This window comes from Enterobacter cloacae complex sp. ECL352, from assembly GCF_020149545.1.
GTDB lineage: Bacteria > Pseudomonadota > Gammaproteobacteria > Enterobacterales > Enterobacteriaceae > Enterobacter > Enterobacter asburiae_B.
Genome location: NZ_CP083709.1, coordinates 268374 through 282329 on the forward strand (window position 1 = coordinate 268374; position 13956 = coordinate 282329).

Genomic DNA, 13956 nt, shown 5'->3' on the forward strand with positions numbered 1-13956 from the left:
GAATGCAGACCGTTTTAGCGAAAATCGTTGCCGATAAGGCCATCTGGGTGGAAGCCCGCAAGCAACAGCAGCCGCTTGCCAGTTTCCAGAATGACGTCGTCCCGAGCAGCCGTCGTTTCTATGACGCCCTGCGGGGGACGCGCACCGCGTTTATTCTTGAGTGCAAAAAAGCGTCCCCGTCCAAAGGCGTTATTCGTGACGATTTCGACCCGGCGCGTATTGCCGGCATTTATAAGCATCACGCGTCAGCCATCTCCGTGCTGACGGATGAGAAATATTTTCAGGGCAGCTTCGATTTTCTGCCGATCGTCAGCGGCATCGCGCCGCAGCCGATCCTGTGCAAAGACTTTATTATCGACCCGTATCAGATCTGGCTGGCGCGTTTTTACCAGGCCGACGCCTGCCTGCTGATGCTCTCAGTGCTCGACGACGAGCAGTATCGCCAGCTTTCCGCCGTGGCGCACAGCCTGAACATGGGCGTGCTGACCGAAGTGAGCAATGAAGAGGAGCTGGAGCGCGCGATTGCGCTGGAAGCCAAAGTGGTCGGCATTAACAACCGCGATCTGCGCGACCTGTCCATTGACCTTAACCGTACGCGTCAGCTGGCGCCGCGTCTGGGGTCTGGCGTCACGGTGATCAGCGAATCCGGCATTAACAGCTACGCCCAGGTGCGCGAGCTGAGCCACTTCGCCAACGGATTCCTGATTGGCTCCGCCATGATGGAACATGACGATCTCAATGCGGCGGTACGTCGCGTGCTGCTGGGTGAAAACAAAGTCTGCGGCTTAACCCGCGAACAGGATGCCCAGGCCGCGTATGAAGCCGGAGCGATTTATGGCGGGCTGATCTTTGTGGACTCCTCTCCTCGCGCGGTCAGTGAAGAGCAGGCGCGTAAGGTCATCGCAGCGGCTCCGCTCGGCTACGTGGGCGTTTTCCGCAACGCAGATATTGCAGACGTTGCGGCAAAAGCCGACGCGCTATCCCTGAGCGCGGTGCAGCTCCACGGCAGTGAAGACCAGCGCTACATTGATACCCTGCGCGCCGCGCTGCCACCACAGGTGCAGATCTGGAAAGCACAAAGCGTTGGCGATACGTTGCCCTCGCGTAACCTGAACCATGTGGACAGATACGTCCTCGATAACGGCCAGGGCGGCACCGGCCAGCGTTTTGACTGGTCGCTGCTGAACGGCGAAAAGCTAGACAACGTCCTGCTGGCGGGCGGATTAAGCACGGATAACTGCGTAGAAGCCGCTAAAACCGGCTGCGCAGGCCTCGATTTCAATTCAGGCGTAGAGTCCCAACCGGGTATCAAAGATGCCAGCAAGCTGGCCTCGGTATTTAAAACTCTGCGTGCATATTAAGGAAGAGAAGATGACGACATTACTTAACCCGTATTTTGGTGAGTTCGGCGGGATGTACGTCCCGCAAATCCTGATGCCCGCGCTGCGCCAGCTGGAAGAAGCGTTTGTCAGCGCGCAGAAAGATCCGGCGTTTCAGGCGGAATTTACCGACCTGCTGAAAAATTACGCCGGTCGTCCGACCGCGCTGACCAAATGCCGCAACCTGACGGAAGGCACCAAAACCACGCTGTATCTGAAGCGTGAAGACCTGCTGCACGGCGGCGCGCATAAAACTAACCAGGTGCTGGGCCAGGCGCTGCTCGCGAAACGTATGGGCAAAACCGAAATCATCGCCGAAACCGGTGCAGGTCAGCACGGCGTGGCCTCTGCGCTTGCCAGCGCCCTGCTCGGCCTGAAATGCCGCATCTATATGGGAGCGAAAGACGTTGAGCGTCAGTCTCCGAACGTCTTCCGTATGCGTCTGATGGGAGCGGAAGTGATCCCGGTGCACAGCGGCTCCGCGACGCTGAAAGACGCCTGTAACGAAGCGCTTCGCGACTGGTCTGGCAGCTATGAAACCGCGCACTATATGCTCGGTACCGCGGCGGGCCCGCACCCGTTCCCGACTATCGTGCGCGAATTCCAGCGCATGATCGGTGAAGAGACCAAAGCGCAGATCCTCGAAAAAGAGGGGCGTCTGCCGGATGCGGTGATCGCCTGCGTTGGCGGCGGATCTAACGCCATCGGCATGTTCGCAGACTTTATCGACGACACCAGCGTGGGTCTGATTGGCGTAGAGCCTGCCGGGCACGGCATTGAATCGGGTGAACACGGCGCGCCGCTGAAGCATGGCCGTGTGGGGATCTACTTCGGGATGAAATCCCCGATGATGCAAACCGATGAGGGCCAGATTGAAGAGTCTTACTCTATTTCTGCCGGCCTCGACTTCCCGTCCGTCGGGCCGCAGCATGCGTTCCTGAACAGTACCGGCCGCGCGGACTATGTCTCCATTACCGATGACGAAGCGCTGGAAGCCTTTAAAACGCTGTGCCGCAGCGAAGGGATCATCCCGGCGCTGGAGTCTTCACACGCCCTGGCGCACGCGCTGAAAATGATGAAAGAAAACCCGGAAAAAGAACAGCTGCTGGTGGTAAACCTTTCCGGCCGCGGTGACAAAGATATCTTCACCGTTCACGATATTCTGAAAGCACGAGGGGAAATCTGATGGAACGCTACGATAACGTATTTGCAGAGCTGAAATCCCGCCAGGAAGGCGCTTTCGTTCCCTTCGTCACCCTGGGCGATCCGGGCCCGGAACAGTCGCTGAAGATCATCGACACCCTGATTGAGGCCGGTGCCGACGCGCTGGAGCTGGGTATTCCGTTCTCCGATCCGCTGGCGGATGGCCCGACCATCCAGAATGCGACGCTGCGCGCATTCGCCTCCGGGGTGACGCCGACCCAGTGCTTCGAGATGCTGGCGGCGATTCGCCAGAAGCACCCGACCATTCCGATCGGCCTGCTGATGTACGCCAACCTGGTGTTCAACCGCGGTATCGATGAGTTTTACGCCGAGTGCGCACGCGTGGGCGTCGACTCCGTTCTGGTGGCAGACGTGCCGGTCGAGGAATCTGCGCCATTCCGTCAGGCGGCCATGCGCCATAACGTCGCCCCGATTTTCATCTGCCCGCCGAACGCCGATGACGCCCTGCTGCGCCAGATTGCCTCTTACGGACGCGGCTATACCTACCTGCTCTCCCGCGCGGGCGTGACCGGTGCCGAGAATAAAGCCGCACTGCCGCTGCATCATCTGGTGGAGAAGCTGGCCGAGTACCATGCCGCGCCTCCGCTGCAGGGGTTCGGGATTTCCTCCCCGGATCAGGTCAGCGCAGCGATTGACGCGAAGGCGGCAGGTGCCATCTCCGGCTCCGCAATTGTGAAGATCATCGAGAAGAACGTGGACAAGCCAGAGCAGATGCTGGCCGAGCTGAAAGCGTTTGTGACCGCAATGAAAGCGGCGACGCGTAAAGCATAACCCTTCCACCGTCTGGCTTCCTGCCAGACGGTTACCCTTCCTTCCCCACCTTCTACAACGGATTACCTCAAAATTGATCCCGTCGATATTTTCGGCGTGAATGGCTTTCCATTCTGGCGTGCAAGCGTATGATCTGGACTCTTTTTTATCTTTAATCCTTCTGAGTTCAGAGGCTTATTCATGTCATGGCACGCCTTCAAACAGACTTACCTGGTTAAGTTCTGGTCACCTGTCCCGGCCGTTATCGCGGCAGGCATTCTCTCTACCTACTATTTCGGCATCACCGGCACCTTCTGGGCCGTGACCGGCGAGTTCACCCGCTGGGGTGGTCAGTTGCTACAGCTCGCTGGCGTGCATGCCGAAGAGTGGGGGTACTTTAAACTCATTCATCTGGACGGCACGCCGCTTACCCGCATCGACGGGATGATGATCGTCGGCATGTTCGGCGGCTGTTTCGCGGCGGCGCTGTGGGCAAACAACGTTAAGTTGCGGATGCCCAAAAGCCGTATTCGCATAATGCAGGCGGTGGTCGGCGGTATCATTGCCGGGTTTGGCGCCCGTCTGGCGATGGGCTGTAACCTGGCCGCTTTCTTTACGGGTATTCCTCAGTTTTCGCTTCACGCCTGGTTCTTTGCAGTCGCCACGGCCATCGGCTCTTACTTCGGTGCCAAATTTACCCTGCTGCCGCTGTTCCGCATTCCGGTGAAAATGACAAAAGTCAGCGCAGCGTCTCCGTTAACCCAGAAGCCGGACCAGGCGCGTCGCCGTTTCCGCCTCGGTATGCTGGTCTTTTTGGCTATGGTCGCCTGGGCGCTTTGCACTGCGATGAATCAGCCCAAACTCGGCCTGGCGATGCTGTTCGGCGTGGGTTTTGGTCTGCTCATTGAACGCGCGCAGATCTGCTTTACCTCCGCGTTTCGCGATATGTGGATCACCGGCCGCACGATGATGGCAAAGGCGATTATCGCCGGGATGGCGGTCAGCGCCATCGGTATCTTCAGCTATGTTCAGCTGGGCGTTGAACCGAAAATCATGTGGGCCGGTCCTAACGCGGTCATTGGCGGCCTGCTGTTTGGCTTCGGGATCGTGCTGGCTGGCGGATGCGAAACCGGCTGGATGTACCGCGCCGTTGAAGGTCAGGTGCATTACTGGTGGGTGGGCCTGGGAAATGTTATCGGCTCGACGATCCTGGCGTACTTCTGGGACGATCTGTCCCCGGCGCTTGCCACGAGCTGGGACAAGGTCAATCTGCTGAGCACCTTCGGCCCTCTCGGCGGCCTGCTGGTCACCTATGCCCTGCTGCTGGTCGCTTTTTTACTGGTTGTCGCGCAGGAGAAACGCTTCTTCCGTCGCGCGAGTGTTAAAACAGAAACCCAGGAGAATGCTGCATGAAAGAGATCGTGCCCGATTACCGTCTGGATATGGTCGGTGAACCCTGCCCTTATCCGGCTGTTGCCACGCTTGAAGCCCTACCGCAGCTCAAAAAAGGGGAAATTCTGGAAGTGGTCAGCGACTGTCCGCAGTCCATCAACAACATTCCGCTGGATGCGAAAAACCACGGCTACACGGTGCTGGATATCCAGCAGGATGGCCCGACCATTCGCTATTTGATTCAAAAATGATCGCTAAGGGCCTCGCGAGGGGCCTTTATAGCATTGAATTATAAGACATCTTGATCCACGGCAAAAACGCGATCTTTGACTTAAGTAAAATCTCACTTCCCTTTTGAAGGAGGTTTTCGCGGTTTGATGTATTTACGAGCTTTACTGGTTTTCGCCTTATTAATTCCCTTCCATGCGCTGCCCCTGAATTTCTCTTCTACCTTCCTGCGCCTTAATTGTCCGCAAAGAGGACTTGTCGAGGTCATTCTGCACGTTTATGACCATACCCAGGAGCGATGGCACGGTCATTTTGAAACCGGTGCGGGACATAAACGTGCGGGAGATACCGAAATCATCCCGTTTGCCAACGGCGATATTCTTTTTCATTCCCTGTCCAGCGACGCTTTCAGCTATTTATATGATGGGGAAAATATCCTGAGGCACTGCGTAAAGCTTGATGAGCGGCCGGTTTATCCGTCGTTTTGAAGTGAGCAAAGCAAACTGGCCACCCTGTGGCCAGTTTGACGGGGGATCAGAAACGATAACCCGCAGAGAACATAAACACCCATGGATCCAGGCGAGTATTGATACTTTGCTGCTGACCGCCCGCCTTGAAGCGTACGTCCGTATCAATATCCATGTACCAGACCGAGGCGTTAATCAACCAGTCGCGGTTAATCAGATAGTCCAGACCGACCTGCCCCGCCATGCCCCAGGAATCTTTCAGGCTGAGGTCAGTCAGACCGGCCTCTTTACCGGTATCGTTAAACTTCTCGTCAAAGAAGGTGGTGTAGTTCACACCGGCGCCAATATAAGGACGCACCTTGCTGCTGGCATCGCCAAAGTACCATTGCGCCATCAGCGTTGGCGGTAAATGGTGAACCGTAGCGATATCACCGGTTGCGCCCAGACCCACGCGATGACGGAACGGCGTTGCAGCCAGAAGCTCAACACCAACGTTTTCCGTCGCCATATAGGTGAACGTTAACCCTAACTGGGTGTTATTACTGACGTTAAAACCGCCCATACCCAGCACGTTATCCGATCCTTCAGTTGGGCGAACCGTAGCCGAACCGGCACGAATAAAGAATTCGCCTGCTTCATGCGCATACGCGCCGCCAGAGAGACTGCTTAATACAAGGGCTGCCACCGCTAATTTTTTCATATCCGCTCCATCGTTGTGGTTTTAATCGCGGATGAGAATATACTCACAAATGAGTAATAAGTGATCTGCTACAGATCACATTAAAACCAGTAACTTAACATTCATTGATCTGGATTAATTTTTTGTTACACATCCAAAAGCGATAAGTTGTTTCCATGTCAATTTTTGGCATTTCACGGTTACAAAATTTTCCCTTTTCCCCCTCTTGCTCTTCCTCTGACGGCTGGATAATTTATCGCTCTCACAAGTTGATTTGATGCGTTCTTCTTTTGCAGGTGTGCCATGAGTGACATTAACCCGTGCATGACGTGCGGAGCCTGTTGTGCGTATTTTCGAGTCTCTTTCTACTGGGCCGAAGCCAGCGATGGCGGCGGTACCGTTCCGGTTCATCTTACTGAGCCGTTAACGCCCTTTCTGCGCTGCATGAGCGGCACAAACCAAAAGCAGGCCCGCTGCGTAGCGCTACAGGGTGAGCCAGGGGTCTCTACCCGATGTTCCATTTATGAGGATCGGCCCAGCCCGTGCCGGGAATTTGCCATGTCGAGGGAAGATGGGCAGGTCAACGAAGCCTGCAATCGCGCCCGGGCGCGCGTTGGATTACCGCCGCTTTACAAAGATATGCTTTTCCATACAAGCCTTGATGCTGCCACAGCAGGTGCATCCGGTGTACAATTGCCGGCTAATTAACACCTGCAATACTCAAGGAGAGTGCATGTCTATCACGGCGAAGTCTGTCTACCGTGACACGGGAAACTTTTTCCGCAATCAGTTCATAACCTTTTTACTGATCGCGTTGCTATGTGCCTTTATCACGGTGGTGCTGGGCCATGCCTTCTCACCGAGTGATGAACAGATTGCCAGCCTGAGCCAGGGCGACCATCTTGCCGGAAGCGTGGGGCTATTTGAACTGGTGCAAAACATGACGCCGGAACAGCAGCAAATTCTGCTGCGGGCGTCTGCCGCGTCCACGTTCTCAGGCCTGATTGGTAATGCGGTTCTGGCGGGCGGCGTTTTGCTGATGATTCAGCTGGTATCGGCGGGTCACCGGGTCAGCGCCTTACGGGCGATTGGTGCCAGTGCGCCAGTCTTACCTAAGCTGTTTATCCTGATCTTTTTAACCACCCTGCTGGTGCAAATGGGGATTATGCTGGTCGTGGTGCCGGGCGTATTACTGGCTATCGTGCTCTCATTTGCGCCTGTGATGGTCGTGCAAGATAAGATGGGGATTTTTACCGCGATGCGCAGCAGCATCAGACTGGCATGGGCGAATATGCGTCTGGTGGCTCCCGCCGTGATCGGCTGGCTGCTCGCCAAAACGCTCCTGCTGTTGTTTGCACCGAATTTTGCGGTATTAACGCCGAACGTTGGCGCGGTAGTGGCGAATACGCTGAGCAACCTGATTTCAGCGGTACTGCTGGTCTATCTGTTCCGCCTGTATATGTTAATTCGTCAGTAATCCTGAGGCGGGCGGCATCGCTGCCTCCCGCCCCGCTCAGAAGATGGAATCACAGAATGAAGCAGTTTCTTGATTTTTTACCGCTCGTGGTCTTTTTTGCTTTTTATAAGCTGTACGATATTTATGCCGCGACCACTGCGCTGATCGTTGCGACCGCTGTTGTACTCATCTACAGCTGGGTTCGCTATCGTAAAGTCGAAAAAATGGCGCTGGTTACCTTCGTCCTGGTCGCCGTATTCGGCGGGCTGACTCTGTTCTTCCACAATGATGAATTTATTAAGTGGAAAGTGACCGTTATTTACGCGCTGTTTGCGGGCGCATTGTTAATTAGCCAGTGGGTCATGAAAAAGCCGCTGATCCAGCGCATGCTGGGCAAAGAGCTGACGCTGCCTCAGGAAGTCTGGTCCCGTCTAAATATCGCCTGGGCGGTCTTCTTTATTCTCTGTGGTCTTGCCAATATCTATATTGCCTTCTGGCTGCCGCAGAATATCTGGGTCAACTTTAAGGTCTTCGGCCTGACCGCGCTGACGCTTATCTTCACGCTGTTAAGCGGCGTATACATCTATCGCCACATGCCGCAGGACGACAAGCACTGATTAATGACTGACCAGAACGTCTACGACAGGCGTTCTGGTCTATTCTCTCCGCTGTGAAATCATAGTAGCATCCCGCCTGAAGTCTTCCGTTACGAGTTAAAACAATGACAACAACTAACGCCCCGCAGGGCGAACTGGTTTTACGCACACTGGCAATGCCCGCTGACACCAATGCCAATGGCGATATTTTTGGCGGCTGGCTGATGTCGCAGATGGATATGGGCGGCGCAATTCTGGCTAAAGAGATTGCCCACGGGCGCGTGGTGACTGTGCGAGTGGACGGCATGACCTTCCTGCGCCCGGTTGCGGTGGGAGATGTGGTTTGCTGCTACGCGCGCTGCGTCAAACGCGGCAACACCTCTATTTCAATCAACATCGAAGTGTGGGTTAAGAAAGTCTCTTCTGAACCCATTGGACAGCGTTATAAGGCCACTGAAGCGCTGTTTATTTATGTTGCAGTCGATAGCGAGGGAAAACCTCGTCAACTTCCGCAGGCCTGATCGACAGGCAAAAAAAAGCCTCCATCAGGAGGCTTTTTTTATTCCATCTGCGCCCCGCCGTTCAGGCGGAAAACAATATTCACAATCAGTCCGCTGCCCGGTTTTCCGGCTTCATAGCGCCATCTGCGCATCGCCGATTTCACTTCGCGCTCAAACATATTGGAAGGCTGAGCGGACAAGATTTCCACGTTATCCACGCGGCCATCGGCAGTGACGTCAAATTTAACCCGTACGCGGCCTTCAATACGTAAGGCCTGCGCCCGCGCCGGATACTGAGGCTGGTTGCGACTCAGTGCGCGCGGGCCCGCGGGGGCACTGACTGTCGGCTTAGGCGCGGTTGCGGTGTTATTCATCACCGGACGCGAAGGCGCCGCATTCTCGACCGTCTGGGTCGCACGTGGTTCAACCGGACGTTCCTCGCGTTTCGGACGCTCCTCGACCTTCTTCACCGGTTTTGGCTTCGGCTTAGGTTTTGGCTTCGGTTCAGGCTTGTGGATCACCACCGGCGCTTCCTTCGGTGGCGGCGGAACAGGCTCGGGCTCTGGCTCAGGTTCAGCCACCGGCTGCGGTGGCGGAGGTGCAGCCTGCGGCGGTTCGAGATCCGCTGGCGATACCATCGTCACCGAAATCGGCTGCGCGGGCGCGGGCATTTCAATAACCTGATGAACCGAGGTATACAGCAAACCCGCCACAACAGCACCGTGAATCACGACAGAAAGCAGCGTCGGCCAGGGGAAGCGGCGAGGTAAATCAAGGGTCATCGAAGTCATAATCATCAACGTTAAAAAACCGAACACTGATTTTAAATGCAAATAGCAATCATATTCAATAAGACACTTTGTTCTGGCGCAACTTTAGCGCATGAGAGGCCAAAAAAGGCGCATTCAGATCAGGGTATTAACATTGTTTTTATTTTACATTGCAGTCGTTTGCCCTTTCACATAACGTAACTGACACTTTTACCGGTTAAGGAGCTTCGCCGTGTTTTACGTGATTTACTCTGAAGATGTTGCTGATTCGCTCGAAAAACGCCAGGCTGTGCGCCCTGCGCATCTGGCACGTTTGCAGCTGCTCCAGGATGAAGGCCGTTTACTGACCGCCGGCCCAATGCCTGCAGTAGACAGCAACGATCCGGGCGCCGCCGGTTTTGCCGGTTCCACAGTGATTGCTGAGTTTGAATCTCAGGAAAGCGCTCAGGCATGGGCTGACGCAGATCCGTATGTTGCCGCAGGTGTGTATGCGAAAGTGACGGTTCGACCGTATAAGAAAGTGTTCTGAAACCAAAGCGGCTCCGAAAGGAGCCTTTTTTATGGTGGAAGTTACGCGTCTCTGCGCCGGGTAAACTGCTGCTCCGTTATAAGGGTTCCCCACTGATCGCCCTCCCACTCTTTAACGAGCGTAAATCCAAACGATTCGTATAAACGTCGTGCGGCGGTCAGCTTATTGAATGTCCAGAGATGCACGGCAGAGAAACCTACGCTGTCGCAAAAGCGCATCGCTTCGGTCAGCAGTTTTTTCCCCACCCCGTGTCCCCGGCAGCCATCGTCGAGAATAAACCAGCGCAGATGGGCTTCACCCGGGGCTAAATCCTCGCCATCTATCGCCACTGACCCCACTATCCTGCCGTTCATCACCGCCAGCCAGATCTGGTTGCATGGCTTATCCAGGCGGTCACTAAATTCCGCAACTCCCGTAGCCACTTTGGCCTCAAAAAAACGGCCAAAATGATGCTCGCGCGCGTAATAGACCCCGTGTATCTCCGCGACACGGCCAATCATGCCGGGAATATATCCCTGCACTATCGTGAGCTCGTCGGGGCGCGTGTCGCTGCCTGTCTCACGGCACGCCAGCAGCGCGTTGGCATAAAGGGAGAGTCCTTCAGAAATGGTCTGCTGCTGCGCAGGAGCCAGACTCTTTATTGCTGAGACCACGCGATCATTGCTAAAGGTATTAATTTTACTGACCGTCTCATGGCCTTTCGCGGTCAGCCTGAGGCTCTTCGCTCTCGCATCTTCAGGTGAAGTCACTTCCTCGAGTTCGCCCGCAGCAATCAGGCGAGCCAGCATCCGGCTGACGCTGGATTTATCCAGGCCCAGCAGCTGCACCAGCTGACTCGCCGTCATCTCTTTGCGTAGGGCTATTTCGACCAGGGTATGGACGGTGGACGGTGAGTAATTCGTTGAGGCCAGGGTCGAGGCCATAAAACCTAACTCTCGCACCATCAGGCGCGAGGAACGTCGAATAACACTGACTACCGGGGTTTCGCTGTGCATGTTGTGCCCTCATCATTTAGTTGCACTATACAACTAACCAATGAGGGGCTGTCAAACATAATAAAAAAGCTCCCTCAGGAGCCTTTCAAACCATCAATGCAGCGACGCTAGCCTCGCCGCAAACCCGACAAACAGCAGCCCTATCAGCCCGTTCCCCAGCTTTGCCAGTTTCTTTTTCGTTTTCAGATAACGCGTGACAAACGCGCCTGAGAAGATCAGGAAGCTCATGTACATAAAGCTTATCAACTCCAGCGTCGTCGCGAGGATCATGAAAGAAGTTCCAGTGCTCTGTGCATTCACGTCAATGAACTGAACGAAGAACGATACGTAGAACAGAATCGCTTTGGGATTGGTCAGGCTTAATACCAGCGAACGTTTCATGATCATACTGGCCGGTTCGGGGCCGCTCTCATTCGCGTTTTTCTGGCGGTTCACCACCGACCAGAGCATTTTGCCGCCCAGCCAGAGCAGATAGAAAGCCCCGAGATAGCGCACGATATTAAACAATACCGGCGTGGTCTGGATTAATGCCGCGACGCCCGCCCAGGCCAGAAACATCAGCACCGCATCGCCGATAAATACGCCCGTGGCGGCAAGATACCCTTTTTTAACGCCGTGACCGATCCCGGTTTTGAGCACAAACAGGGTATTCGGCCCTGGCACCAGCACGATAAAAAACGCGCCGACAACATACGTCCAGAAATTCAGTACGCCAAACTCCGCAAACACTTCTCCCTCCTTTTGCTAAACACAACAGGAATATCGCTGCAAATACGCTATTCCTAAAAAATCAGACGCTATAAAATCAGCGGGCACCCGTTACGGTGCCCTCATGGTTTCAGATATCCTGGACTGCGAACAGCAACGCATTGCGGTGTCTGGTCAATCCACATTTTCTGATGGCGTGAATACGCATATTGCGGCGGGATTGTGCTTCCAGCCAACGAGCCTTGCGACGACTCACCTGTCGCAACATGCGCCAGCGCCCTACTTCTGTTCTACTGCGCTTCATGTCTACAACTCTTTAACTTACAGAGTCGCCATTATAAACCCAACCCGGCAGCAAACCAGCGCTTTTACCTGGCGTTTTTATTTGCCAGATGAATCCTGATGCGTACACTCATAACAATACGCTTTCAAAAGGATTTTTTTACCTATGACAACCTTCTACACCGTGGTGAGTTGGCTGGTCATTTTGGGATACTGGCTGTTAATCGCGGGTGTGACATTACGCATCCTGATGAAGCGCAGAGCCGTACCCTCTGCCATGGCCTGGCTTCTGATCATTTATATCCTCCCGCTGGTGGGAATTATTGCCTATCTCTCTTTCGGTGAGCTTCATCTGGGTAAACGCCGCGCCGAGCGCGCCCGTGCCATGTGGCCCTCCACCGCGAAGTGGCTTAACGACCTTAAAGCCTGCAAACATATCTTTGCCGAGGAGAACAGCAGCGTCGCCTCCTCACTGTTTAAGCTGTGCGAGCGCCGTCAGGGGATTGGCGGCGTTAAGGGCAATCAACTGCAGCTGCTGACCTCGTCCGACGACGTCATGCAGGCGTTAATCCGCGATATTCAGCTGGCTCGTCATAATATCGAGATGGTTTTTTATATCTGGCAGCCCGGCGGGATGGCTGACCAGGTCGCTGAATCGCTGATGGCCGCCGCGCGGCGCGGCATTCACTGCCGCCTGATGCTTGACTCCGCGGGTAGCGTGGCATTTTTCCGTAGCCCCTGGGCGGGCATGATGCGTAATGCCGGGATCGAAGTGGTTGAAGCGCTGAAGGTAAATCTCCTGCGCGTGTTTCTGCGCAGGATGGATCTCCGTCAGCATCGCAAAATGATCATGATCGATAACTATATTGCCTACACCGGCAGCATGAATATGGTTGACCCGCGCTTCTTCAAACAGGACTCGGGCGTAGGTCAATGGGTTGATTTGATGGCGCGAATGGAGGGGCCGATTGCCACCTCGATGGGCATCGTTTATTCCTGCGACTGGGAAATAGAAACCGGCAAGCGTATCCTGCCGCCACCGCCGGACGGCAATATTATGCCGTTTGAAGAGGCGAGCGGTCACACTATTCATACCATTGCTTCCGGGCCAGGCTTCCCGGAGGACTTAATCCATCAGGCACTGCTGACGGCAACCTACTCGGCGCGTGAATATCTGATCATGACGACGCCCTACTTTGTCCCCAGCGACGACCTCCTGCACGCGATCTGTACCGCCGCGCAGCGCGGTGTCGATGTGAGCATCATTTTGCCACGCAAAAATGACTCCCTACTGGTGGGCTGGGCCAGCCGGGCATTCTTCAGCGAACTGCTGGCCGCAGGGGTAAAAATTTATCAGTTTGAAGGCGGATTGCTCCACACCAAGAGCGTTCTTGTCGACGGTGAGCTGAGCCTGGTGGGCACGGTCAACCTGGATATGCGCAGCCTGTGGCTTAACTTTGAAATCACGCTGGTCATTGATGATGCCGGCTTTGGCGGCGACCTTGCGGCGGTGCAGGATGATTATATCTCCCGCTCGCGGCTGCTGGATGCCAGACTGTGGGTAAAACGTCCGATGTGGCAGAGAATTGCCGAACGACTGTTTTACTTCTTTAGTCCGTTGCTGTAAAACGTGCCCAACGATGTTAAACAGGTAGTCATCATGGAAATGGATCTGAACAATCGCCTGACCGAAGACGAAACGCTCGAGCAGGCCTATGACATTTTTCTCGAACTGGCGGTTGATAATCTCGATCCCGCAGACGTGATCCTCTTCAATCTGCAGTTCGAAGAGCGCGGCGGCGCTGAATTGTTCGACCCTTCAGAAGACTGGGCTGAGCATGTGGATTTCGACCTGAATCCTGACTTCTTTGCCGAAGTGGTGATTGGGCTGGCCGATGAAGACGGCGGCGAAATTAACGATATTTTCGCCCGCGTCCTGCTCTGTCGCGAGAAAGACCACAAGCTGTGCCATATTCTCTGGCGCGAATAATAAAAAAGGCT

General features: G+C 54.9%; 18 protein-coding genes. 13 read left to right on the forward strand and 5 right to left on the reverse strand.

Going from position 1 to position 13956, the window contains the following annotated elements:
• Nucleotides 1-2: 2 nt before the first annotated feature.
• The 6 genes from trpCF to LBF07_RS01280 all read left to right on the forward strand — a co-directional run bounded on the left by trpCF (nt 3) and on the right by LBF07_RS01280 (nt 5461).
• A complete protein-coding gene (gene trpCF / locus LBF07_RS01255; protein WP_094934667.1) occupies nt 3-1361 on the forward strand; it encodes a bifunctional indole-3-glycerol-phosphate synthase TrpC/phosphoribosylanthranilate isomerase TrpF in 1359 nt (452 codons plus the stop codon).
• A gap of 10 nt (nt 1362-1371) precedes the next feature.
• Nucleotides 1372-2565, forward strand: coding sequence for a tryptophan synthase subunit beta (gene trpB, locus LBF07_RS01260; protein ID WP_094934668.1), 1194 nt, complete (start codon nt 1372-1374; stop codon nt 2563-2565).
• Nucleotides 2565-3374, forward strand: coding sequence for a tryptophan synthase subunit alpha (gene trpA, locus LBF07_RS01265; RefSeq protein ID WP_033145748.1), 810 nt, complete (start codon nt 2565-2567; stop codon nt 3372-3374). The genes trpB and trpA overlap by 1 nt, the downstream gene beginning before the upstream one ends.
• A 180-nt stretch (nt 3375-3554) precedes the next feature.
• Complete coding sequence (gene yedE, locus LBF07_RS01270; RefSeq protein ID WP_094934669.1) at nt 3555-4766, forward strand: selenium metabolism membrane protein YedE/FdhT; 1212 nt, start codon at nt 3555-3557, stop codon at nt 4764-4766.
• Complete coding sequence (gene yedF / locus LBF07_RS01275) at nt 4763-4996, forward strand: sulfurtransferase-like selenium metabolism protein YedF (protein WP_003856774.1); 234 nt, start codon at nt 4763-4765, stop codon at nt 4994-4996. Before yedE ends, yedF begins: the two co-directional genes overlap by 4 nt.
• 126 nt (nt 4997-5122) lie before the next feature.
• Nucleotides 5123-5461 (forward strand): hypothetical protein, encoded by a 339-nt coding sequence (locus tag LBF07_RS01280; RefSeq protein WP_071891551.1) that lies wholly within the window; start codon nt 5123-5125, stop codon nt 5459-5461.
• A 46-nt stretch (nt 5462-5507) separates the two neighbouring features.
• Here LBF07_RS01280 and ompW read toward each other — a convergent pair whose 3' ends face one another.
• The gene (gene ompW / locus LBF07_RS01285) at nt 5508-6140 is read right to left on the reverse strand and encodes an outer membrane protein OmpW (RefSeq protein ID WP_023312086.1); all 633 of its coding nucleotides are present in this window, start codon (nt 6138-6140) and stop codon (nt 5508-5510) included.
• Between the two features lie 282 nt (nt 6141-6422).
• Between ompW and LBF07_RS01290 the strand changes: the two genes are divergently transcribed.
• The 4 genes from LBF07_RS01290 to yciA all read left to right on the forward strand — a co-directional run bounded on the left by LBF07_RS01290 (nt 6423) and on the right by yciA (nt 8692).
• Nucleotides 6423-6827, forward strand: a complete 405-nt coding sequence (locus tag LBF07_RS01290) for a YkgJ family cysteine cluster protein (protein ID WP_033145751.1) — start codon at nt 6423-6425, stop codon at nt 6825-6827.
• 25 nt (nt 6828-6852) lie between these two features.
• Nucleotides 6853-7596, forward strand: a complete 744-nt coding sequence (locus LBF07_RS01295; protein ID WP_094934670.1) for a YciC family protein — start codon at nt 6853-6855, stop codon at nt 7594-7596.
• 56 nt (nt 7597-7652) lie between these two features.
• Nucleotides 7653-8192 (forward strand): septation protein A, encoded by a 540-nt coding sequence (locus tag LBF07_RS01300; protein WP_025756566.1) that lies wholly within the window; start codon nt 7653-7655, stop codon nt 8190-8192.
• Between the two features lie 104 nt (nt 8193-8296).
• Nucleotides 8297-8692 (forward strand): acyl-CoA thioester hydrolase YciA, encoded by a 396-nt coding sequence (gene yciA, locus LBF07_RS01305; RefSeq protein ID WP_008502796.1) that lies wholly within the window; start codon nt 8297-8299, stop codon nt 8690-8692.
• A 38-nt stretch (nt 8693-8730) separates the two neighbouring features.
• On the opposite strand, the gene tonB is transcribed toward yciA, so the two are convergent.
• Nucleotides 8731-9453 carry a TonB system transport protein TonB gene (tonB, locus tag LBF07_RS01310; protein ID WP_058841307.1) on the reverse strand — a complete coding sequence of 241 codons (723 nt, stop codon included), beginning with the start codon at nt 9451-9453 and terminating at the stop codon, nt 8731-8733.
• Nucleotides 9454-9673: 220 nt separating this feature from the next.
• Between tonB and LBF07_RS01315 the strand changes: the two genes are divergently transcribed.
• On the forward strand, nt 9674-9970 hold the full coding sequence (locus tag LBF07_RS01315) for a YciI family protein (RefSeq protein WP_029741731.1): 297 nt from the start codon (nt 9674-9676) through the stop codon (nt 9968-9970).
• Between the two features lie 41 nt (nt 9971-10011).
• On the opposite strand, the gene LBF07_RS01320 is transcribed toward LBF07_RS01315, so the two are convergent.
• The 3 genes from LBF07_RS01320 to LBF07_RS01330 form a co-directional block, all read right to left on the reverse strand.
• Nucleotides 10012-10965, reverse strand: coding sequence for a helix-turn-helix domain-containing GNAT family N-acetyltransferase (locus tag LBF07_RS01320; RefSeq protein WP_094934671.1), 954 nt, complete (start codon nt 10963-10965; stop codon nt 10012-10014).
• A gap of 93 nt (nt 10966-11058) precedes the next feature.
• Nucleotides 11059-11694, reverse strand: a complete 636-nt coding sequence (gene leuE, locus LBF07_RS01325) for a leucine efflux protein LeuE (RefSeq protein WP_087822735.1) — start codon at nt 11692-11694, stop codon at nt 11059-11061.
• A 109-nt stretch (nt 11695-11803) separates the two neighbouring features.
• The gene (locus LBF07_RS01330; protein ID WP_086379783.1) at nt 11804-11977 is read right to left on the reverse strand and encodes a YciY family protein; all 174 of its coding nucleotides are present in this window, start codon (nt 11975-11977) and stop codon (nt 11804-11806) included.
• Nucleotides 11978-12121: 144 nt separating this feature from the next.
• On the opposite strand from LBF07_RS01330, the gene cls reads away from it, so the two are divergent.
• A complete protein-coding gene (gene cls, locus LBF07_RS01335; protein ID WP_029741729.1) occupies nt 12122-13582 on the forward strand; it encodes a cardiolipin synthase in 1461 nt (486 codons plus the stop codon).
• A 33-nt stretch (nt 13583-13615) separates the two neighbouring features.
• Nucleotides 13616-13945 (forward strand): HI1450 family dsDNA-mimic protein, encoded by a 330-nt coding sequence (locus LBF07_RS01340; RefSeq protein ID WP_006810881.1) that lies wholly within the window; start codon nt 13616-13618, stop codon nt 13943-13945.
• Nucleotides 13946-13956 lie beyond the last annotated feature (11 nt).

What these genes read in the sequence shown, in the direction of transcription:
- trpB (WP_094934668.1), top strand. Translation starts at nt 1,372, where the DNA reads ATGACGACATTACTTAACCCGTATTTTGGTGAGTTCGGCGGGATGTAC.
- yedF (WP_003856774.1), top strand. Translation starts at nt 4,763, where the DNA reads ATGAAAGAGATCGTGCCCGATTACCGTCTGGATATGGTCGGTGAACCC.
- tonB (WP_058841307.1), bottom strand. Translation starts at nt 9,453, where the DNA reads ATGACCCTTGATTTACCTCGCCGCTTCCCCTGGCCGACGCTGCTTTCT.
- trpCF (WP_094934667.1), top strand. Translation starts at nt 3, where the DNA reads ATGCAGACCGTTTTAGCGAAAATCGTTGCCGATAAGGCCATCTGGGTG.
- ompW (WP_023312086.1), bottom strand. Translation starts at nt 6,140, where the DNA reads ATGAAAAAATTAGCGGTGGCAGCCCTTGTATTAAGCAGTCTCTCTGGC.
- LBF07_RS01340 (WP_006810881.1), top strand. Translation starts at nt 13,616, where the DNA reads ATGGAAATGGATCTGAACAATCGCCTGACCGAAGACGAAACGCTCGAG.
- cls (WP_029741729.1), top strand. Translation starts at nt 12,122, where the DNA reads ATGACAACCTTCTACACCGTGGTGAGTTGGCTGGTCATTTTGGGATAC.
- trpA (WP_033145748.1), top strand. Translation starts at nt 2,565, where the DNA reads ATGGAACGCTACGATAACGTATTTGCAGAGCTGAAATCCCGCCAGGAA.
- LBF07_RS01320 (WP_094934671.1), bottom strand. Translation starts at nt 10,965, where the DNA reads ATGCACAGCGAAACCCCGGTAGTCAGTGTTATTCGACGTTCCTCGCGC.
- LBF07_RS01300 (WP_025756566.1), top strand. Translation starts at nt 7,653, where the DNA reads ATGAAGCAGTTTCTTGATTTTTTACCGCTCGTGGTCTTTTTTGCTTTT.
- LBF07_RS01280 (WP_071891551.1), top strand. Translation starts at nt 5,123, where the DNA reads ATGTATTTACGAGCTTTACTGGTTTTCGCCTTATTAATTCCCTTCCAT.
- LBF07_RS01290 (WP_033145751.1), top strand. Translation starts at nt 6,423, where the DNA reads ATGAGTGACATTAACCCGTGCATGACGTGCGGAGCCTGTTGTGCGTAT.
- yedE (WP_094934669.1), top strand. Translation starts at nt 3,555, where the DNA reads ATGTCATGGCACGCCTTCAAACAGACTTACCTGGTTAAGTTCTGGTCA.
- LBF07_RS01295 (WP_094934670.1), top strand. Translation starts at nt 6,853, where the DNA reads ATGTCTATCACGGCGAAGTCTGTCTACCGTGACACGGGAAACTTTTTC.
- yciA (WP_008502796.1), top strand. Translation starts at nt 8,297, where the DNA reads ATGACAACAACTAACGCCCCGCAGGGCGAACTGGTTTTACGCACACTG.
- LBF07_RS01330 (WP_086379783.1), bottom strand. Translation starts at nt 11,977, where the DNA reads ATGAAGCGCAGTAGAACAGAAGTAGGGCGCTGGCGCATGTTGCGACAG.